Raw genomic sequence first — 21594 nt, 5'->3', positions numbered from 1 at the left:
GTAAATCTGTTTGGAAATAAAGAAATATAAACAGAAAGAGGTGGAAGAGTGAATAATACACGAACGCTAACAGAAGGAGCGTTATTATTAGCTTTATATACTCTGATGCTACTATTAGCTATTTTTATTCCTATTTCAACCATTGTTGTATACTTGTTTTTTATTTTGCCTTTCCTTCTGTACAGCGCAAAATATTCAGTGAAACATTCCATCATCTTAATTATAGGTGCGATGATAGTATCGTTTATTTTTGGATCATTTATGGCATTGCCCATTGCAATATTTTTTGGAACAACAGGGTTAATGATGGGATATGGGATTAGAGTAAAGGAAAGTAAACAGATTATATTCATATCTTCAAGCATCGTTTTCATTGCAAATATCATATTATTTTTTATGGTTGCGGCAATGTTTTTCAGCTATAACTTTATGGATGAACTTAAGGATATGTTTCAAACATCCATCAATCAATACACGGATGCAATGAATATGATGGGGATGACCCCGCCAGTTGAATTCCAGGAACAATTAAATAATATGGCTAATTTAATGACCTCGATGCTTCCTTCAATACTAATTGGAACTGCTTTTATAAGTGTGATTATTATCATGTCTGTAAACTTTCCAATTTTAAAAAGGCTAGGGGTAGAAGTTCCGAAGTTTCAACCATTTCGTCGTTTGACCTTTCCAAAAAGCATTTTGTGGATGTATTTAATAGTGCTAGTCCTTTCGATTATTTTTAAATTTGAGACCGATTCATATTTACATATGGCAGTAATCAATGCAGGATTAATATTACAAACACTTTTGGTTATTCAAGGACTATCGTTTATTTTCTTTTATTGTCATTTGAAGAAATGGTCAATTGCAATCCCAATAATAGTCGTTATATTTACATTTTTATTGCCTATAGTTCTTTCAATTGTTCGGGTGTTAGGTATAATTGATTTAGGATTTAATTTTAGACAACGAATAAATCAAAAGTAGCATCTACATTTAAAAGATAGGAACATGTAAATGATTAATAGTTCTGCTTTATTGAAATTAGACTATTACTGTATAGCGCAACAGTCATCAATTCGTCTTGTCTAGCTGTAGACTCCAGCTCATCGAGGACATAAACTGGCGACAATACAAGTCAAAATAAAGACTTTTTTAGCCCGGAACATAATGCTTGTCAGGGCTGTACGAACGCCTTCCGCTTTTCCGACTTTAACGTAAGGATAAGGACGAAAAAGGATCTTCGACGATGAAGATGGCTCTTGCACTAATGGCTAAAGTAATAAAGGAGCTGAAAGAATGCCTTCATATTTTAATGGCGGAAAATTACGCTACCCATTATATGGTATCGTAGCAACTACAGCTATCTTACTAGTTTTTATAGCATTTCAGCATTTATGGGTAGCGATAATTGGTTTTTGGCTGCTCTTTGCCTTATTTTATATGGCTGTCCATTTAGAAAAAAGCATTATAAAGGACACAGAAGAGTATATATCGACTCTTTCATATCGAGTGAAAAAAGTCGGCGAAGAAGCTTTGATGGAAATGCCGATTGGTATTATGCTCATTAACGATGATTTTATCATCGAATGGTCCAATTCATACATGTCTTCGTGTTTTCATGAAAATACTCTTATTGGAAAGTCGCTTTATGAAATCGGGGATCAAATCATTCCATTGATCAAACAAGAAATTGAAAGCGAAATCGTGACGATTCAAGATAAAAAATTTCGTGTTGAGCTTAAGTTGGATGAGAAGTTACTATACTTTTTCGATGTAACCGATCAAGTTGCAACAGTTAAAAGATATGAATCAGAACGAAATGTAATTGCCATTATTTTTCTTGATAACTATGACGATGCCACTCAAGGTATGGATGATCAGACGAAAAGTGGTTTAAACAGTACGGTAACCTCACTTTTAAATGAATGGGCTCTAAAACGTGGTATTTTTCTAAAAAGGACATCTTCAGATCGATTTGTAATATTGCTAAATGAAAAAATATATCAAGATCTAGAAAATGATAAATTTTCAATATTAGATGTAGTAAGAGAAGAAACGGCCAAGAAAAACGTACCTCTTACTTTAAGTATCGGGGTTGGAATCGGGGATATGTCATTACCCGATTTAGGTGTCCAAGCCCAATCCAGTCTTGACCTTGCGTTAGGACGGGGCGGCGACCAAGTTGCAATTAAAATGCCAAATGGAAAATTAAAGTTTTTTGGTGGAAAAACAAACCCAATGGAAAAGCGAACGAGGGTCCGGGCACGAGTCATCTCTCATGCGTTGAATGAATTGATTGTCGAAAGCGATAAAGTTATCGTGATGGGACATAAATATCCTGATATGGATGCGATTGGCGCTTCAATCGGCATTCGAAAAGCAGCAGAGTTGAATAAACGTGAAGGTTATATAGTAATCGATGCTTCCGAGATTGATACAGGTGTGAAACGGCTTATTGAAGAAACTAAAGCATATCCTGATCTTTTCTCACGATTTATCACACCAGATGAGGCGATGGAACTAGCGACTGACCGAACACTTCTTGTCGTTGTGGATACACATAAGCCTAGTCTTGTCATTGACGATAGACTGTTATCTGAAACAGAACGAGTTGTCGTTATCGACCATCATCGTCGCAGTGAAGATTTTATTAAAAAACCACTTTTAGTCTATATGGAGCCCTATGCATCCTCGACAGCTGAATTAGTGACAGAACTTCTTGAGTATCAGCCAAAAGGGGAAAAGGGAAGTACGATCAACACGGTAGAAGCAACAGCTTTATTATCTGGTATTATTGTAGATACAAAAAGCTTTACGCTTAGGACTGGATCGAGAACGTTTGATGCTGCTTCGTATTTAAGAGCGCATGGGGCAGATACAATTTTAGTTCAAAAGTTTTTAAAAGAAAATATGGATACGTATATTAAACGATCCAAATTAATTGAAACTACTGAATTGTACTCGAAAGGAATTGCCATTGCAAGTGGATCGGAAGATGAAGTTTATGAACCGATCGTCATTGCCCAAGCGGCTGATACTTTATTAACAATGGATGGGGTTTCTGCTTCATTTGTCATTTCAAGGCGTCCGGGTGATGTAGTTGGAATCAGTGCTCGTTCTTTAGGCGAAATCAATGTCCAAATCATCATGGAGGCCCTTGGCGGCGGCGGGCACTTATCTAATGCCGCTGCACAGTTATCCGATGTCAATATTGTAGAAGCAGAGTTGAAATTAAAACAAGTTTTAGATGATTATTTGGAAGGGAGCCAAGAATCATGAAAGTAATTTTCTTGAAAGATGTCAAAGGTAAAGGTAAAAAAGGCGAGGTAAAAAATGTAGCGGATGGCTACGCACATAACTTTCTACTAAAACAGGGGCTAGCAATCGAAGCAACAACTGGAAATATGAAAAATTTAGATAACAAAAAGAAAAAAGAAGAACAGCTTGCTAGTGAAGAATTAGCAGAAGCAAAAAAATTAAAAGAGACTCTTGAAAAACTAACAGTAGAGTTGAAAGCTAAATCAGGTGAAGGCGGCCGTTTATTTGGATCAATTACGAGCAAACAAATAGCTGATGAATTAAAAAAGTCGCATAAAATTACAATTGATAAAAGAAAAATTGGATTGGAAGATGCGATTCGTTCTTTAGGAGTAACGAAAGTACCTGTGAAGCTTCATCATGAAGTCGTGGCAACAGTCGATGTACATGTAAAAGAAGAAAACTAAAATTACCATATGGTAAGTAGATGTTTTCATGATAAAATAGAATTAGAAAATAAATGTGATGCGGTTTTGACCGGTCACATTTTTTATATCGTGAGGATCGAAAAAGTAAATCGTGATTAGGATTGTGGAAGGTGAGTACTATGAATGTTGATATTTCGGATCGAACGCCGCCGCAAAATATAGAAGCTGAGCAAGCAGTAATCGGAGCTATATTTTTGGAGCCATCATCATTAATACTTGCTTCAGAAATTTTACTTCCTGAGGATTTTTATCGAAGTTCCCATCAAAAGATATATGATTGTATGCTTAAATTGAGTGAAGAGGGCAAGGCAATCGATTTAGTCACCGTTACGGAAGAATTGGCAGCCTCGAAAATGTTGGAAGATGTAGGTGGAGTTTCATACTTAAGTGAAATAGCCGTTTCTGTACCAACTGCCGCCAATATAGGCTATTACGCCCGTATCGTTGAAGAAAAATCATTGTTGCGTCGATTAATTCGAACAGCTACGAATATAGTAACGGATGGATACTCCCGGGAAGATGAAGTAGAGGCAGTCCTTGATGAAGCAGAAAAGCATATTATGGAAGTCGCTCAGCGAAAAAATTCGAGTGCTTTCAAAGATATTAAGGATGTACTCGTTGACACGTATGACAATATTGAACTTCTCCATAATAGAAAAGGGGACGTTACGGGAATTCCCACTGGATTCGCAGAGCTTGATCGCATGACTGCAGGTTTTCAGCGCAATGATTTAATTATTGTGGCAGCTCGTCCATCTGTAGGGAAAACAGCTTTTGCACTTAACATTGCTCAAAATGTCGGGACAAAAACTGAAGAGAATGTCGCTATTTTTAGTCTGGAAATGGGAGCGGAGCAGCTCGTGATGAGGATGCTCTGTGCAGAAGGGAATATTAATGCGCAAAATTTACGTACAGGTTCCTTAACAGATGAAGATTGGCGCAAACTTACGATGGCAATGGGGAGTTTATCCAACTCTGGAATCTATATAGATGATACTCCAGGGGTCCGGATTAGCGAGATTCGTTCGAAATGCCGTCGCTTAAAACAAGAACGTGGACTTGGCATGATTTTGATCGACTATTTACAGCTCATTCAAGGAAGCGGTCGTTCAAGTGAAAACCGCCAACAAGAAGTATCGGAAATCTCTCGATCTCTAAAAGGACTTGCCCGTGAACTACAAGTCCCTGTTATCGCACTTTCACAGCTCTCCCGTGGAGTGGAGCAGCGTCAAGATAAGCGCCCGATGATGTCAGACATAAGGGAATCGGGAAGTATTGAGCAGGACGCCGATATCGTTGCCTTCTTATACCGTGATGACTATTACGACCACGAATCGGAAAATAAAAACATTATTGAAATTATTATCGCGAAACAACGTAATGGTCCAGTTGGGACTGTCTCGCTAGCTTTCGTTAAAGAATACAACAAATTCGTTAACCTCGAACGAAGGTTTGACGACGCCGGCGTTCCTCCGGGAGCTTAGATAGGGTATGCACCTCCTTGATTGGGGGTGTTTTTTTATTGGATGGGATATATATGGTCTCTGCACGCATATGCTGTCAAAAGAATTAATTTTTATGTAATGCCTTCTTAATCCTGCGTGCCCTTTAGAGGTGGAAAAGGGGAGAGACGGTCATGGGAGGAGTACTCGCGTGCTCGTGCTTGCGATATGATCATAGAATCAATTAGAAGAATGTTATTATTACTTTCTAGTAATAGATCTTTCAGTACGAGCCACTCTTTAGATAAGTTGTTCACCCAATCATCAAACATTTGCTCACCTTTAGAGCCTTTTTCAAGCCTAAAAAGGAAAAACTCGTTTTTAGCGGACAATTTACTGCGGTTCTTTAAATTCTAAGTACTGGTAATTCTTCTCTTTCAATTCGCAATGTAACATTTCCACATCCTTTATCAATATTATGTACATTTTACAGAATATTTCATATTTTTTCAAACGAAAAAACCGAACAGAAATATCTGTTCAGCCATTGATAAATTCACGTTATCGTGATATGCTTAACTTTGTTTGCACAACATTATTGTATACTTAAACATATTTACCCAATATAATTTTATCAATAAACAATTATGTTGTCAAGTATTTTTATTTTTAACAAGGAGTGTGTTCTGCGGATGAATAAGGAGTGGGAAAAAGAACAGCAAAGAGTGGAGTTCATTCAAGATGTGATTGATCAAAAAGTTGTTCATTTACATGAAAATTTGGGTGGACTAAAAGGCGGAATTATCGAATTACGAAAAACTTTTTGGGAAGATGTTACCGTCAATCTTGATGAGCCTGATGATGTTATAGAAACTTTTACAAGTCTTAAACAACAGGCTGAGCTGCTTGCTGAAAGGGAAAGAACTCATGGGCAATCCTATCGATTTCTTAAACAACTAGACAGATTAAAAAACTCTCCTTTTTTTGGCCGCATCGATTTTCACGAAGATGGTGAAAAATCGGCTGAATGCATCTACATTGGTGTTGCTTCCTTAATGGATGTGCATGACGAGGAATTTCTTATTTACGATTGGCGTGCTCCTATTTCGAGCCTATACTATGACTATTCTCCGGGACCAGCCGAATATAACACTCCTTCAGGTATGATTGAAGGAACGATGGAGTTAAAACGCCAATATATCATAAAAAATGGAAAAATAATGGGGATGTTTGATACAGGAGTTACGATTGGCGATAGCCTTCTTCAAGAGGTGCTCGGCGGAACCGCGAACACACAAATGAAAAGTATTGTTGCTACAATCCAACGTGAGCAGAATCATATTATTCGAAATGAAAAAAGTAAGATACTGATTGTACAGGGGGTTGCCGGTAGTGGAAAAACTTCTGCAGCCTTGCAACGTGTCGCCTACTTACTTTACCGCTATCGTAATACGCTCTCGTCGGATAATATTATGCTATTTTCTCCGAATCCTCTTTTTAATAGCTATGTTGCAACTGTTCTTCCTGAGCTCGGTGAAGAAAATATGGAGCAAACCACATATCAGCAATATTTAAATACAAGGCTCGGAAGCCAATTTAGTGTAGATGATTCTTTTTTTCAAATGGAATATACCCTAACTGCTATGGATGAACCAGGATACGACGCGAAAATGAATTCCATCCGTTATAAAGCAGGCTTAGATTTTAAAAAGCAGATAGATCGTTATGTTGAGGAACTATCAAGTAAAGGGCTGATTTTTAAAACGATATCGTTTCGCGGCGAGACCATTGTTTCTGCTCAAGACATTACTAAGTATTTTTATTCACTTGATCCATCTATTTCGATTCCAAATCGAATGAAGCTGACATCTGATTGGCTGTTAAAGGAAATTAACAAACAAGAGAAGCTGGAAAGATCAAAAGAATGGGTTTTGAACGAGGCTGAGCTTTTGGATAAAAACGACTATTTGGAAGCATTTCAGCATATGCAAAAAAATCATGATGAAGAAACATTTGATGATGCCGATCGCGAGTTTCAGATTTTAGCTAAATCAATCGTCAATAAACACTTCAAAAAAATACGAAGCGCCGTTAAGCAGAATCGATTTTTAAATATGAAAGCTGTATATAAGAAGCTTTTTACAATAAAAGATCCGTTCACATGGCCTAATGGATGGGAAGAAATTTGTGATGAAACGATAAAAAATTTAAATGCGAATATTATGTCCTATGAAGATACAACTCCGTATTTATATTTACAGGATCAGTTGGAAGGGAGAAAATCCAATACGCTTATACGCCATTTGTTCATTGATGAAGCGCAGGACTATTCACCGTTTCAATTTGAGTTTTTAAAACAGCTGTTCCCACATTGTAAGATGACGATTTTAGGAGATGTGAACCAGGCGATCTATGCTCATACAGTGGATGCGCCGTCCTTATTAAATTTGGAACCTGAGGGAACGGAAAAAATCGTATTAAGACGGAGCTATCGATCAACAAAGCAAATTGTTGACTTTACGAAGGGGCTAATTTCAGGCGGAGAAATGATCGAACCATTTAATCGGGATGGGGAAAAACCGATCTTAATCGAAGTTAATGACACTGTCGCACTTCATGGAAAAATAGAAGAATGTGTCCATCGTTTAAAAGAAAAAGGTCACGAGACAATTGCGATTATATGTAAAACGATGAAAGAAAGCCAAGCAGCATACGACGCGTTAAAAACATCATCACCTGTTCGCTTAATGGATAAAAACGCAAATTCCTATGAAAAAGGGATCATCATCCTGCCAGCTTACTTGGCGAAAGGGATTGAATTTGATGCAGTAATTATCTATAACGCATCAAATGAGCAGTATGGACGCGAGTATGAAAGAAAGTTATTTTATACAGCTTGTACAAGGGCAATGCATGAGCTGCATCTTTTCTCTATGGGTAAGAGAACGTTTTTGATGGAAGAAGTAAGTGAGGATGCATATATACAAGAGTAATCCACTCCAAAAGCTGAAATCTTTATACGGATTTCAGCTTTTTAATCTTACAAAAGGTATTCTGAATATGTATATAGAATACGTCATAGAGTTTATGGGAGTCAGGGGGATTTCCGGTGAAGAAAACGATTGCGATATTATCCGTAATAACAATACTGATTATTAGTTTTTGGTGGACATTTCATTATGTGAGTCGCGATGGTGAATTTACTAAATGGAGCCATGGAAATGTACCGATAGATTTGTTTGATGACGGTAAGGCAGTTTATATTGGTTATGATTTTAGGTGGGAAGGGATTGGGAGTCCAACACTTGAAAAAGTGGAATTCTTTAAGAGAGATGGATCGATTGTAGCGAAAGATGATGATGAATTTCGTATTGAGCCATTCATTGAAAAGTCAAACACAAACACAATAGGAATATTGGATGAAGAAAATGTTAAGGATGAAGGGTTAGATAAAAATTTATTTCCTTACGAGGGGTTTCAAATAGACAAAGATTTTAGCCTGGTATTACGTGTGGAATTCCATGGTGATAATGCTGACAATGACATTAGGGAGATGCGGCTTTCCTATAAAAAATATGGGGTAACGCAATCTCAGTACATTCCATTCGAGAATATATTTATTCATGAAGATGAGGACGAGTAATAGAGATTATTTAATAAAACACGCTTGGAAAATGATATGCTCCCCTTACGGTAGACAGATTAAAAAATAAAAATCTGACTACCAAAAAGGGGGCATTTTTGTGTCTAAAAGAGCTTTCACAGCGGAGTATAAGTATAAAGTAATAAAAGCATGCGAGGATGGAAAATGGACATTAACTGAAATCTCTACCAAGTATAAGGTGAATATTTCCACAATTAATGAGTGGAAATATAAATTTGATAAATATGGTACCGAAGGTCTTAAAGAGTCATCATCTTGGAAAAAGTACAGTAAAGAATTAAAACTAGCTGCTGTCCGGGATTATCAGTCAGGTGAATTCTCTCTTCGAGAGATTGTGAGAAAGTACAATATCTCGGATAACTCTGTCCTCAGAAAATGGATTAACAAGTATAATAATCATAGAGAATTAAAGGATACGTCGAAAGGAAGGACGATCTCTATGACTAAAGGGAGAAAAACTACTTGGGATGAACGGATACAAATAGTGCTGGATTTCTTGGGGAACGGTAAAGATTATCAAAAAACAGCAGAGACGTTTGAAGTTTCTTATCAACAAGTGTATCAGTGGGTTAAGAAGTATGAAGATGGCGGAGATGAGGCACTTAAAGATAAACGTGGAAGAAAGAAGGAAGAAGCTGAGCTAACGCCAGAAGAGAAAATCAAACTTCAGATGAAAAAGTTAGAAAGAGAAAATGAACGTTTACGTGCGGAGAACTTATTCTTAAAAAAGTTAGAGGAGATCGAAAGGAGGCGAAAGTAAGCCGAATCCGATTTGAAACTATTTATATCGCTATTCATGAGGTTCATGTGAAGGAAGATTTGAGTCTTTTCTTGCTTTGTAAAATCGCTGGTATTTCAAGAGCTGCTTACTATAAGTGGCTTAAACGTACACCATCTGCAAGAGAACTTCAGAATGATGAAATTATAAAAGAGATGAAGGCTCTCCATGAAAAAGTGGGGGGCATTTATGGCTATCGTAGAATGATGTTGAACATAAATCGAAAATTCGAGCAGAACTTCAACCACAAACGTTATTATAGGCTGATGAGGGTTGCTGGTTTACAATCCATCATACGGAAAAAGAAGAAACGTTATAAGCGTTCTATCCCCCAACATGTTGCGGAGAATGTATTAAATCGTGACTTCAAAGCTGAAAAGCCCAATGAAAAATGGGTAACTGATGTCACAGAATTTAAATATGGTCCATCAAAGAAAGCTTATTTAAGCGCTATTCTTGACCTGTATGATGGCTCAATTGTTAGCTATGTTTTAGGACATTCCAATAATAATAACCTTGTGTTTAAAACACTTGATCAAGCTACAAAACAATTGGACGAGAATCATCCACTTATTCATAGTGATCGTGGATTCCAATATACCTCTCATGGCTTTAAACGTAGAATTGATAAAGCAGAGATGACACAGAGTATGTCACGAGTTGGTAGGTGTATCGATAATGGACCGATGGAATCTTTTTGGGGTACACTCAAATGCGAGAAGTATTATCTAGATAAGTACGAGACATTTGAAGACCTCTCTAAAGCGATAAATGAATACATTCGTTTTTATAATCATGAAAGATATCAAAAACGACTAAACGGCCTTAGCCCTCTGGAATATAGAGCTAACGCCGCTTAGATTAGTTTTTATTATTTCCACTGTCTACTTGACTGGGGGCAGTTCAAAATTAAAATCCAAGCGTGTTTTATTCATTAAAATTCCTTCATCTTCAACACCCTCATCGCATTCAAAACGGCTAAAAGTGTAACACCCACATCTGAGAATACAGCTTCCCACATTGTCGCAATTCCAAATGCTCCTAGTATAAGAAATACGGCTTTGACGCCTAGAGCGAACAGGATGTTTTGCCATACAATACTGCGTGTTCTTTTTGCGATTTTGATTGCAGTAGGAATTTTTGATGGTTCGTCTGTCATAATGACGATATCAGCAGCTTCAATGGCTGCATCGGAACCTAATCCGCCCATTGCCATTCCAACGTCGGCACGTGCAAGGACAGGTGTATCGTTAATGCCATCGCCGACAAAGATGATTTTTTCGTTCGCTGCTTTTCTGGCATCCAATTTTTCGATTTCTTCCACTTTATGATGAGGTAAAAGCTCGGCGTGTACTTCGTCAATGCCAAGTTCTTTACCTACAGCATTGCCAACTGCTTTCGCGTCTCCTGTAAGCATGACTGTTTTCTTAATGCCGAGTTCCTTTAACAAACGAATCGCTTGTGCAGAATCATCTTTTATTTGATCAGAAATGACGATGTATCCAGCATATTGATCATCAACAGCAACGTGAACAAGGGTACCAATGATATCTGGCTGTTCAAAAAGGATATTTTCTTTGTTCATTAGTTTTGCATTTCCAGCAACAATCTTTTTACCAGCAACCGTGACTTGAATTCCAAAACCAGAAATCTCATTGTAATTTTGAATTGCTTCTTCATTAATTTCTTTCCCATATGCCTTTTTGATGGAAAGGGCAATCGGGTGGTTGGAATGTACTTCCGCAAAGGCAGCGTACTCCAATAATTCTTCTGCCGAAATGTTCTGTGGATGAATGCTTGTAACTACAAATACGCCTTTTGTTAATGTCCCAGTTTTATCAAAAACGATATATTTCACATCGTTTAATGCTTCTAAATAGTTGCTTCCTTTTACAAGAATCCCTGATTTTGAAGCGGATCCGATTCCTCCGAAAAAGCCAAGTGGAATGGAAATAACAAGGGCGCAAGGACAAGATATAACTAGAAACACAAGCGCACGATAAATCCAGTCTGAAAAAGTGGCTCCACTCAAAATGAGAGGGGGAAGAAAGGCTAAGACAACCGCCACGATGACGACAACAGGTGTATAGTAACGAGCAAATTTAGTAATAAAATTTTCTGTTGGCGCTTTGCGGTTGCTCGCATTCTGAACTAAATCAAGAATCTTTGAAACGGTAGATTCGCCAAATTCCTTCGTTACTTCTACTGTAAGAACACCATTTTTATTAATGAATCCACTTAACACATCGCTTCCGGCTTCTACCTCGCGAGGAACAGATTCACCAGTTAAAGCGGACGTATCAACCATAGAGCTGCCTTCAATAATCTTTCCATCCAATGGAACTTTTTCGCCGGGCTTCACAATGATGATTTCACCGATTTTTACTTCTTCAGGAGAAACCAAGACGATATTTCCGTTTCTTTTCAGATTAGCGGAATCCGGACGAATATCCATAAGTGCGCTGATTGATTTGCGCGAGCGGTTAACCGCAATCGTTTGGAATAGCTCTCCCACTTGATAAAACAGCATAACGGCTACGCCTTCAGGATATTGTTTGATCGCAAAAGCCCCTATGGTTGCAAGCGCCATTAAAAAGTTTTCATCAAAAACCTGTCCGCGGACAATGTTTCTTGCAGCTCGTAATACGATATCTCCACCGATGATTATATAGGCAATGATGAAAATCCCCAGCTCCATCATTCCGGATAAAGGTGAAAACATACCAATAGCTGCTAAAAGAGTTCCTAATATTAAGCGGAACACAATCATCTTAATGTTTTTACTGCCATGGTCATGTTCGTGGTCGTGATCACTCCCTTTTTCTAAAGGAGTAATATGAGGCTCGAGCATTTTTATTTTATTTTTTACAGCCGAAACGATATCCGAAGCTTCGTCCTGAGTTGCTTCAAGCGTTAGGGTTTTGTTGACAAAATTAACGGAGCACTCTGTAATTCCTTCCATCCCCTTAACGCTATTTTCTATCTTCATAGCACAATTTGCACAATCCAATCCTTCTAGGAGGATTTCCTGTTTTATTTTTAGTTTCTGCCTCTCCATTTTTTCTCTCTCCTAAAACACTTTAGAATTTATCTTCATTAACGTGCTCGAGTGCTTGATCAAATATTTGAATTACATGATTATCTGCAAGTGAATAATAAACCACTTTTCCTTCTTTTCGGTTCTTTACTAACTTAGCTTGCTTCAATACGCGTAATTGATGAGAAATGGAGGATTGTGTCATGTTCAATAAATAAGCAATATCACAAACACACATCTCCGTTTGGAATAAAGAGTGGAGAATTCTAATTCTTGTACGATCTCCCAAAACTTTAAAAAGCTCCGCGACTTCAATTAAGCTGTTGTCCTTTGGGATGGTGGCTTGCACCTTTTGAACAACATCCTCGTGAATAACGGTTTGACTGCAAGTTTCAGGAATTGTATTTACAGTTTGCATAAAAACACCTCTTTTTTTACAAATGAATATATGAGCAATTATTCATATGTTTATTATATGTATCTTTTATTAATAATGTCAATCTTTAGAAAAAAAGGGCGCATTAGATGCAGAATGGAATGAAAAGTGTCTAAGCTGGTTGTTGCCCAAAGTTGGAGCGATTGTAACGGCAGAAAGGGATTTTCAAGAAAGAACAGTGACGTATGAAATAAATAAAGCCCCCGATGATTTCGAGGGCTAAAACCGTTATTTATCTTTCTTTTTATATGCACGAACATATTCAACTTCCATTTGCGAAGGAAGACTTGCGTTTGAAATATTACCTGCCCAACCTCCGACTTCAGCTGTGATTTTCATATACGCTGGAACTTGCGATACTCCTCCGGCATTTGTCCGCCATGTTTCTTGTCCATCAATGTAAAAAATGTATTCATCTGGATCCCATTCAAGTGCAAAAGTATGGAAACCTTCATATATTCCTGGTACATGTGCTACCTGTCCGGCACTTCTATGATACTCTTCATATCCGTCCCAATGAATGGCATGTTGAATATAGTCGCCATCTTTTGCGAACGGTGATTCAAATATATCAATCTCTGTACCGTCTCTACCATCATTACCTACAGTATGAACACCGTCCGTCATTAACCAAAAGGCATTCCAATATCCTTCTGTTTTCGGGATCTTTGCATTAATTTCAAAATATCCATACGTTTGTTCAAATAAATCCCTTGTTCTAACGGCTCCGGAATAATACTTTCCATCAATTTCACTAACTTGTATAATGAGTTGTCCTTCTCCATTCAAAAAGGCTTCATCGTTAGACCATTGACCAGCACCACCTTGTCGTGGCCATTCTGGAGCATGTTTCCATTTTGTAGGGTCTAGCGCATCACCATCAAAGTTGTCTAAAAATGTTAGTTCCCAACCTTCTTTTTCTTTCGCTTTGATTTCTTCTTTTTCTTGCTTTGCTTTTTGCTTTATGGCGTTCTTCTCCTCCTTTAACGCCTGTTTAGCTGCTTTCTTTTCTTCCTTACTCAAATCTTCAATCTGACCTTTTTCATCTTTAAATTTCTCATTTAAGGCTCCGAATCCTACGCCGGGATATTGGGCGTTTACGAAATACGGATTTACAATGACTAAAAGTAATACAAGCCCAATCAAAATGCCAATCCAGTTTTTTTGTTTTTTCATAGTAGCCTCCTAATCTAGTCGAATTAGTATTTAAAAAGATATGAACCTTATCTTTTTGCATTATACTAAGGAAAAAATACAATAACAAAGGATTTGAAAACGCTTTAAACCATGCTGTTATTGAAACTGGGGCTTCATCCCTAATAAAAGAAGTTATATAAAATAAGAGAATGGGAGGGAAGGAGGAGTATGTAACAGACGGATAAATGCAATTCTCAACCTTTTAATCTATGACTTTCGAACGCATCTATCGGATAATAACAAAATGAGAAAGATTTGCGAGTTTGCTTAAAATTGAAACTTTAGGCTCAGAAGGTGAAAAAATAGAAAAAGGATTAAGCACCGGGGCTTAATCCTACATAATTTTTTGAGGTTCTTCCATTGGATCGATTACTTTATCTTCTGTCACATGGACTTGATATGTTTTTCCATTGTGGACGAATTTGAATAGTCCATTATTAAAATCGGTCCCAATTTCTTTGTAAAAGATTCCTTCGTAGCTAATATGCTTTTGGCACGTAAAACAGAGTCGATATCCGTCTTTTTCTTTTAGCAAATATCCGCGGACCCCAGTTTCATAAGTGATGTCTTCTCCACTTTTAATGGTTCGGTCCAAGGCGACGATATGGATATCGATAAAAGAGGAGATTTCTCGCAAAAGAACGTTCACAAACGATCCTTTTGTGATTTCTTCCCAGCGGTTTTGGGCGGTTTGTCCAATGACAATTTGTGTAATATTACATTTATGTGCGATTCCTGCAATGACTTTGGCAACGGGTCGCTTTTCATTGTCTTGCAGAATAAACTCTTCAGCGTCGAATTCTTCAGCTAATTCTCTCCACTTTTCAACATAGCCTGATTTCTCCGCATCAAATTTATCATACGGAAGGGGATCTACAGACAGAATATATAAAGGGCAATTCAACATACTGGCCATTTTATGACCGCGTCTAATTAGGCGTTCGCCATTTGGACCGTAATATACACAAACGAGAATACTCTCATCCATACGACCCTTCACTTTGTTCATGAAAAAATTCACCTCTTAATGGTTCATTCATTCGAATTTCTTACAATCATAAATATTATGTTAAAGAATCGTCAAGATTAAAACTAAATTATTATATATAAAAATGCTAGAGAACACAATAGACGATAAAAGGTTTAATAAAAAGTTATGGAAATAGACATTTTTCATAAGAAAATCTTATGTACTTAAGCTTCATTTGTGTAGCTACGATGTCTTTTATTGTATAATATTAAGGGAAAATAAAAAGTACCCGGCTCATATTGCATTGGCTTTATGAGTATCTATCCCTTTCCGACGCATGTCGGTCCTAAAATCGCTACCCCTATAGGAGTCCTCCTTTTTTAAAAAGGTTATGGTCTTTAATTATCCCGTTTGTTGACATATGAGTCAACCCCTACAAAGATGTAAGCCACTGCAAATATGGAAACCAACATTTATTTGTGACCTTATGATAATGGGAGGTTATATATTGATATCGATACAACTGGCAATTATGATTCCTTTTTTAGCTGCCATCATCACTCCATTTTTTTACAAAAAACTACCCCGTATACACATTGGTTGGTTTGTACTAACTGTACCAATCGTTTTATTTATTTCTCTTATACGTTTTATTCCTTCCATAGCAGAAGGAAAGGCCTATATAAATACCGTTCAATGGATTCCTTCCTATGGCATTAACTTCACGACATACGTTGACGGACTTAGTATCATTTTTGGACTTTTGATCACAGGTATCGGAAGTTTAGTCATCCTATATTCCATTTATTATTTATCCGCAAAAGAATCACTGCATCATTTTTATATTTACTTGCTTTTATTTATGGGTGCCATGCTCGGGGTTATTTTTTCTGACAATTTAATGGTCTTATACGTATTTTGGGAATTGACTAGCATCTCATCCTTCTTGTTGATTGCATTCTGGTATCACCGGAAAAAATCACGGTATGGTGCACAAAAAGCTTTGCTCATCACGTTTGGTGGTGGGATTGCAATGCTGTCGAGTTTTCTGATGATTTATATAATGACCGATACGATGAGCGTTCGTGAGATTATTTCGTTGATTGATACGAATCATGCTCTTTTTATCCCTGCCTTATTATTACTCCTTATTGGTGCATTCACGAAATCAGCCCAATACCCATTCCATATATGGCTTCCGGATGCCATGGAAGCACCGACTCCTGTTAGTGCGTATCTCCATTCGGCGACAATGGTAAAGGCTGGAATTTACTTAGTTGCTCGTTTTACACCTGTTTTTGGAAGCCATGAAGTATGGTTTTGGCTCGTTAGTAGCATAGGGCTAGTCACATTATTTTGGGGATCCTTTAACGCTGTTCGACAAATTGATTTAAAAGCCTTGCTGGCATATTCAACGATCAGCCAATTAGGACTAATAATGAGTCTATTTGGAATCGGCTCAATCGCACTTCAATTAGGGGCAAGTGAAAATTCCATCATATATACTCAAGCCTCATTTGCCGCGCTTTTCCACCTTGTCAATCACTCGACATTTAAAGGGGCACTTTTTATGGTTGTCGGTATTGTCGACCATGAAGTAGGTACAAGGGATATTCGAAGATTAGGTGGCTTGATGGCATTTATGCCTGTTTCGTTTACGATTGCATTGATTGGAAGCTTTTCGATGGCAGGCTTACCGCCTTTTAACGGCTTTTTAAGTAAAGAAATGTTCTTTGAAGCGGTTGTAAATGTGAGTCAATCCGATATTTTTTCTATTCATGTTTTCGGGTTGCTATTTCCAATCATTGCTTGGATCGCCAGTGTTTTTACATTCATTTATTGTATGATTATCGTTTTTAAAACATTCTTTGGTCCATACCGCCCTGAGAAATTGGAGCATGAAGCTCACGAAGCTAAGGTTGGAATGTTGATTCCTCCTATTATCCTAGCTGCTTTAATCATAGGCATTTTTATATTCCCGAATATGTTAGGCGACTATATACTGCGCCCTGGTTTAGCAAGCATTTTCCCTTCTCTTTCATTGGAGGGGAGTTATGAACCTATTTCTATATGGCATGGATTTAATCCAGCATTATGGATGACAATAGGGGTAGTGGTTATAGGGATAGTCATATTTAGAATTCAAAGCCGCAGGAAGAGTCTTTATATTCCACCTGGCAAATGGACATTTGATCAATTGTACAATTCTACTCTTGAACAAATTGAACTACGTGGATTTAAAATAACTTCTTTTTATATGACAGGTTCGCTGCGTGATTATTTAGTTTATATTTTTCTTTTCCTAATGGTATCCGTTGGTGGCATCTTCTTATTTACTGATGCTTTTACCTTCGATATGTCTAGTAATGCACCTATTACTCTTTATGAATCACTGATCGTATTTACAATGATGGCTGCAGTAATTGCGATTATTTTTGCTAAATCACGGATTACGGCGATCTTATTGAATGGGGTTCTTGGCTATTCAATTGCATTACTCTTTGTTTTATTCCGTGCACCGGACTTAGCCCTTACTCAGCTAGTCGTTGAAACCGTGACGACCGCTTTGTTCCTCCTTTGCTTTTATTTCTTGCCTGAAAAGGAAAAGGAGGATACCGCTCAAAAAACAAAAAGTGTAAATGTAATAGTTTCTATTCTAGTCGGTATCATCTTTGTTTCCGTGGCACTTTCCGTTCAAGGCGGAAAACTGTTCGAGACCATTTCAGCGTACTTTGAAAATGCGTATGAACTTGCAGGTGCACATAATATTGTCAATGCGATATTGGGGGATTTCCGTGCATTTGATACGATGCTTGAAGTGATTGTCCTCTTTATTGGTGGAATAGGTGTATATACATTGATCAAACTGAAGGCAAGAAAGGAGGCGGAGAATATTGAAAATCAATGATGTGATTTTACAAACAGTTACAAAAATTGTTGTATTCATTATCTTGACGATGGCCATCTATTTATTTATATCAGGACATAATAGTCCAGGTGGTGGCTTTATCGGCGGTCTTATTCTTGCCTCCGCGTTCGTATTGCTTTGCCTTGCTTTTGATATTGAAACGATTACGAATGGAATCCCTTTGGATTTTAAAAAAGTTGCCGCTACCGGTGGATTTATCGTTTTAGGTACGGGAACAGGTGCGATATTTTTTGATGTTCCTTTTTTAAGTCAGGCGCATTCCTACGTAAACTTACCAGTGGTTGGAAAAACGGCACTTGCAACCGTCACTTTATTTGAGGCCGGAGTGGCATTGGCTGTAGTTGGGGTTGTCGTAACGATTATTTTGAGTATTAGTGAGGATGTGTAAGGATTATGGAAACAATAATCATTATTTTAGCTGGAGTGTTGGTGACGGTTGCCACCTATTTACTCCTGTCGAAAGGGGTTTTACGGGTTATTTTAGGGACTGCCATCCTATCCCATGCTGCACATTTATTATTGATGTCAATGGGCGGATTGAAAACAGGCGGCGTGCCTGTGATTGGAGAGGGAGACGGAACATACACAGATGCACTTCCTCAAGCTTTAATTTTAACCTCCATTGTGATCAGTTTTGCCGTAACAGCATTCCTTCTTGTACTTGCCTATCGAACGCACCAAGAAAATAAAATGGATCTTTCAAAGATAGCAAGAGGGTTGAAAAATGAATAATATTCTTGTATTTCCGATGGTCATCCCGCTATTAACGGGGATTATTCTCATTTTTTTAAGGCCTTTTATCCGTTTACAAAGATGGATTAGCTTAGGGGCAATGATCGTCGTTTCCGGTTTAAGCATCTATATGTTAGAGATGATTCAAACGAATGGAATCATCCGTCTTGATTTTGGTAATTGGAAACCGCCATTTGGCATTCTTTTTGTAGGCGATTCGTTTTCCATACTTTTAGTTTTAACGGCAAGTATCGTTACTGGCATTTGTTTGATTTACGCTTTTTTATCGATTGGACAAGAGCGGGAAAAAATGTTTTTTTATCCTTTTGTTCTATTTATGGTAGCAGGCGTCAATGGCTCCTTTTTAACGGGGGATCTTTTTAACTTATATGTTTGCTTTGAAGTGATGTTATTGGCATCGTACGTACTGATTACACTCGGAGGGGCTAAACCTCAATTTAGAGAATCTATTAAATATGTCGTGATCAATGTTGTCTCTTCTTGGTTATTTTTAGTCGCTATTGCTTATCTGTATGGAGCGGTAGGGACGTTGAATATGGCTCATTTGTCTGCTCGAGTTGCTGAAGCGGGGCAGCCCCCTTTAGTAACGGTTATCAGCATCTTATTTTTATTAGTGTTTGGATTAAAGGCGGGCTTATTGCTTTATTTCTGGCTCCCAGGTTCATATAGTGCACCGCCAACAGCAGTGGCAGCATTATTCGGCGCACTATTAACGAAAGTAGGCATTTACGCGATATTTCGCATGTTCACTCTACTTTTCTATCATGAGCCTTCTATCACGCATACATTAATAGGGATCATGGCAGGAATTACATTGGTAGGTGGAAGCCTAGGAGCAGTGGCGTATAAAGATATCCGGCAAATTGTTTCATATAATGTTGTCATCGCAGTAGGCTTTATTTTGGTGGGTCTTGCCGTTGCAACACCATCTGCAGTAGAAGGATCGATTTATTATTTAGTCCACGACATGATTGTGAAAGCACTCTTATTTTTAATTGCGGGTACAATGATTGCTCTTACTGGAACCGCGAAGATTGATAGGATGAGCGGACTTATTCGAAATTATCCATTATTAGGCTGGTTGTTCTTTATTGTCATGCTGGCACTTGCAGGCATCCCGCCATTAAGCGGCTTTATCGGGAAAATTTTAGTAGGACAAGGCGCTGTTGAGGGAGGAAATTATGTCCTACTCGCACTTGCCATGATATCGAGTATATTTGTTTTATATTCCTTATTGCGAATTTTCAAGAATTGTTTTTGGGGAGAAACGATCATTAGTGAGGAAGAACAAGTGCCGTTGAAAAAAACCTTGCTCATTCCTTGTGTTATCCTTACAGCTCTTTCGATTGGATTAGGTTTAGGCGCAGAAAACTTTGCTATGTATGTGAAGGATGCGGCAACTACATTATTGAATCCAAGCATTTACGTAGAGGCTGTGTTAGGCGAGTAAGTGAAAATTCCTGCCGGTAAAAAAGGGCAACACTTTATTGTGAAAGTAGAGGTGACGGTGAATGCCAGCTCAGTTCGTCCTGAATTTATTTATAGCCTTTCTTTGGATGGTATTGAATGACGAAGAGGTATTACGGTTTTCCACCTTTTTTGAAGGGTTTCTCGTTGGTATCTTTATTATTTTTCTTATGCAGCGATTTTTTGGAAAGCAATTTTACCTACATCGTTTCTATTATGTGTTAAAGCTGATCCTCATTTTTATATACGAACTGGTGATGTCTGCATACGTCGTTTTGAAACATATTTTAAGCAGGGAAATTGATATTAAACCTGGTATTTTTACGTATGAGACTTCATTAAAGAGTGATTGGGAAGTGACGACGCTCGCGATGCTTTTAACCCTAACACCTGGATCAGTCGTCATGGAGGTATCACCTGAAGGCAACGTGTTTTATATTCATGCACTCGATATTGAACGGTATAAAGGCGATTTAATTCGCTCTTTAGGAAGATTTGAAAAAGCCATTATGGAGGTGACACGATGATTGGAATCATGCTGAAGATTTCACTTACACTGTTTGCTTTAGCGATCGTCATATCACTGTATCGCATCATTCGTGGCCCATCAATCCCTGATCGTGTAATCGCGATGGATATGATCGGAGTGAATCTTATATCCGCCATTGCGGCTATCTCCATTTTGCTAAATACAAAAGCGTATTTAGAGGTCATCCTTATTTTAGGTATATTGGCTTTTATTAGTACGATCGCACTCTCAAAATTCATAGAGAGAGGTGTCATCATTGAGCATAAACGAGATCGGTGAATTCATTGGAGCATTTCTCATTTTAATCGGAAGCATTTTTAGTGTAATCAGCGCAATCGGCATTATTCGTTTTCCGGATGTATATACGCGTGCACATGCCGCGACGAAAAGCTCAACTTTAGCCGTATTACTGGCTCTTCTAGGGGCCTTTCTCTATATTTGGTTTAGCGACGCCTTCATAAGTGTTCGCGTTATCTCTGGAATATTATTTGTATTTATTACAGCCCCAGTATCCGGGCATCTCATCATCCGGGCAGCTTATCGTTCCAAGGTGAAGCTCGCGGATTCGACCATTGAAGATGAGTTAAAACCAGTACTTGAAAAAGAAGATTAGAAAAAAAGTGTTCATTTTTGTGAGCACTTT

The 21594-nt window shown here is 37.9% G+C and carries 18 protein-coding genes; 14 read left to right on the top strand and 4 right to left on the bottom strand.

Annotated features, from left to right (window positions below):
* Positions 1 to 48 precede the first annotated feature (48 nt).
* The 7 genes from KHA93_RS17320 to KHA93_RS23905 all read left to right on the top strand — a co-directional run bounded on the left by KHA93_RS17320 (position 49) and on the right by KHA93_RS23905 (position 10493).
* Complete coding sequence (locus KHA93_RS17320) at positions 49 to 987, top strand: YybS family protein (protein ID WP_213111875.1); 939 nt, start codon at positions 49 to 51, stop codon at positions 985 to 987.
* Positions 988 to 1299: 312 nt separating this feature from the next.
* On the top strand, positions 1300 to 3282 hold the full coding sequence (locus KHA93_RS17315; RefSeq protein ID WP_213111874.1) for a DHH family phosphoesterase: 1983 nt from the start codon (positions 1300 to 1302) through the stop codon (positions 3280 to 3282).
* Entirely contained in the window at positions 3279 to 3728 is a 450-nt protein-coding gene (rplI, locus tag KHA93_RS17310) for a 50S ribosomal protein L9 (protein ID WP_213111873.1), read from the top strand. Before KHA93_RS17315 ends, rplI begins: the two co-directional genes overlap by 4 nt.
* Positions 3729 to 3868: 140 nt before the next feature.
* Positions 3869 to 5233: a replicative DNA helicase gene (gene dnaB / locus KHA93_RS17305; protein WP_213111872.1), complete on the top strand. Its 1365-nt coding sequence runs from the start codon at positions 3869 to 3871 to the stop codon at positions 5231 to 5233.
* Positions 5234 to 5883: 650 nt separating this feature from the next.
* Positions 5884 to 8184, top strand: a complete 2301-nt coding sequence (helD, locus tag KHA93_RS17300; RefSeq protein WP_213111871.1) for an RNA polymerase recycling motor HelD — start codon at positions 5884 to 5886, stop codon at positions 8182 to 8184.
* Positions 8185 to 8300: 116 nt separating this feature from the next.
* Positions 8301 to 8834, top strand: a complete 534-nt coding sequence (locus KHA93_RS17295; RefSeq protein WP_213111870.1) for a hypothetical protein — start codon at positions 8301 to 8303, stop codon at positions 8832 to 8834.
* A 100-nt stretch (positions 8835 to 8934) separates the two neighbouring features.
* A protein-coding gene (locus tag KHA93_RS23905; RefSeq protein WP_432806324.1) for an IS3 family transposase occupies positions 8935 to 10493 on the top strand; the annotation gives its coding sequence in 2 pieces (ribosomal slippage) (positions 8935 to 9568 and positions 9568 to 10493; 1560 coding nt in all).
* A 74-nt stretch (positions 10494 to 10567) separates the two neighbouring features.
* On the opposite strand, the gene KHA93_RS17285 is transcribed toward KHA93_RS23905, so the two are convergent.
* The 4 genes from KHA93_RS17285 to KHA93_RS17270 all read right to left on the bottom strand — a co-directional run bounded on the left by KHA93_RS17285 (position 10568) and on the right by KHA93_RS17270 (position 15312).
* A complete protein-coding gene (locus tag KHA93_RS17285; protein WP_213111869.1) occupies positions 10568 to 12691 on the bottom strand; it encodes a heavy metal translocating P-type ATPase in 2124 nt (707 codons plus the stop codon).
* A gap of 22 nt (positions 12692 to 12713) precedes the next feature.
* Complete coding sequence (locus tag KHA93_RS17280; protein ID WP_213111868.1) at positions 12714 to 13088, bottom strand: ArsR/SmtB family transcription factor; 375 nt, start codon at positions 13086 to 13088, stop codon at positions 12714 to 12716.
* A gap of 246 nt (positions 13089 to 13334) precedes the next feature.
* A complete protein-coding gene (locus tag KHA93_RS17275) occupies positions 13335 to 14282 on the bottom strand; it encodes a glycoside hydrolase family 16 protein (protein ID WP_213111867.1) in 948 nt (315 codons plus the stop codon).
* Between the two features lie 355 nt (positions 14283 to 14637).
* Positions 14638 to 15312, bottom strand: a complete 675-nt coding sequence (locus KHA93_RS17270; RefSeq protein ID WP_213111866.1) for an adenine nucleotide alpha hydrolase family protein — start codon at positions 15310 to 15312, stop codon at positions 14638 to 14640.
* Between the two features lie 469 nt (positions 15313 to 15781).
* Between KHA93_RS17270 and KHA93_RS17265 the strand changes: the two genes are divergently transcribed.
* The 7 genes from KHA93_RS17265 to KHA93_RS17235 all read left to right on the top strand — a co-directional run bounded on the left by KHA93_RS17265 (position 15782) and on the right by KHA93_RS17235 (position 21564).
* Positions 15782 to 18181, top strand: coding sequence for a Na+/H+ antiporter subunit A (locus KHA93_RS17265; protein ID WP_213111865.1), 2400 nt, complete (start codon positions 15782 to 15784; stop codon positions 18179 to 18181).
* Complete coding sequence (locus tag KHA93_RS17260; protein ID WP_213111864.1) at positions 18168 to 18590, top strand: Na(+)/H(+) antiporter subunit B; 423 nt, start codon at positions 18168 to 18170, stop codon at positions 18588 to 18590. The genes KHA93_RS17265 and KHA93_RS17260 overlap by 14 nt, the downstream gene beginning before the upstream one ends.
* A gap of 5 nt (positions 18591 to 18595) precedes the next feature.
* Positions 18596 to 18934, top strand: a complete 339-nt coding sequence (locus tag KHA93_RS17255) for a Na(+)/H(+) antiporter subunit C (protein ID WP_213111863.1) — start codon at positions 18596 to 18598, stop codon at positions 18932 to 18934.
* Positions 18927 to 20405: a Na+/H+ antiporter subunit D gene (locus tag KHA93_RS17250; RefSeq protein WP_213111862.1), complete on the top strand. Its 1479-nt coding sequence runs from the start codon at positions 18927 to 18929 to the stop codon at positions 20403 to 20405. The genes KHA93_RS17255 and KHA93_RS17250 overlap by 8 nt, the downstream gene beginning before the upstream one ends.
* A gap of 61 nt (positions 20406 to 20466) precedes the next feature.
* Positions 20467 to 20949 (top strand): Na+/H+ antiporter subunit E, encoded by a 483-nt coding sequence (locus KHA93_RS17245; protein WP_213111861.1) that lies wholly within the window; start codon positions 20467 to 20469, stop codon positions 20947 to 20949.
* Positions 20946 to 21230 carry a Na(+)/H(+) antiporter subunit F1 gene (locus KHA93_RS17240; protein ID WP_213111860.1) on the top strand — a complete coding sequence of 95 codons (285 nt, stop codon included), beginning with the start codon at positions 20946 to 20948 and terminating at the stop codon, positions 21228 to 21230. Before KHA93_RS17245 ends, KHA93_RS17240 begins: the two co-directional genes overlap by 4 nt.
* Positions 21208 to 21564, top strand: a complete 357-nt coding sequence (locus KHA93_RS17235) for a Na+/H+ antiporter subunit G (RefSeq protein ID WP_213111859.1) — start codon at positions 21208 to 21210, stop codon at positions 21562 to 21564. Before KHA93_RS17240 ends, KHA93_RS17235 begins: the two co-directional genes overlap by 23 nt.
* The last annotated feature ends 30 nt before the right edge of the window (positions 21565 to 21594 follow it).

This window comes from Lederbergia citrisecunda (assembly GCF_018343695.1).
Lineage (GTDB): Bacteria > Bacillota > Bacilli > Bacillales > Bacillaceae_C > Lederbergia > Lederbergia citrisecunda.
This window is presented reverse-complemented; position numbering and strand designations above follow the sequence as displayed.